At 38.9% G+C, this 257-nt stretch carries 1 protein-coding gene; it reads left to right on the forward strand.

Annotated elements, in window-relative coordinates:
- Positions 1–257 (forward strand): PCI domain-containing protein (locus L9G74_RS24415; protein WP_238898749.1); only part of this gene is annotated, 257 nt, incomplete at both ends.

Consider the following 257-nt stretch of genomic DNA (forward strand, 5'->3'; position numbering starts at 1 on the left):
TGCTATCTAAGATTTCAAAGATTGGAGGGAAGCTTTCATCAGCTCCCTTGGTTCCAGAAGTTTTTCTGTCACAGTACCTTCCTGCTTTGGAGAAGTTAACAACTTTAAGGGTGTTGCAACAGGCTTCCCAGATATTTCAGTCTGTGAAAATTGATATGCTCTCAAGAATGATCCCATTCTTTGACTTTTCTGTTGTTGAGAAGATCTCTGTTGATGCCGTGAAACACAATTTTGTTGCTATGAAAGTCAACCATTTA

Source organism: Shewanella electrica (assembly GCF_022321485.1).
GTDB classification, from domain to species: Bacteria; Pseudomonadota; Gammaproteobacteria; order Enterobacterales; family Shewanellaceae; genus Shewanella; species Shewanella electrica.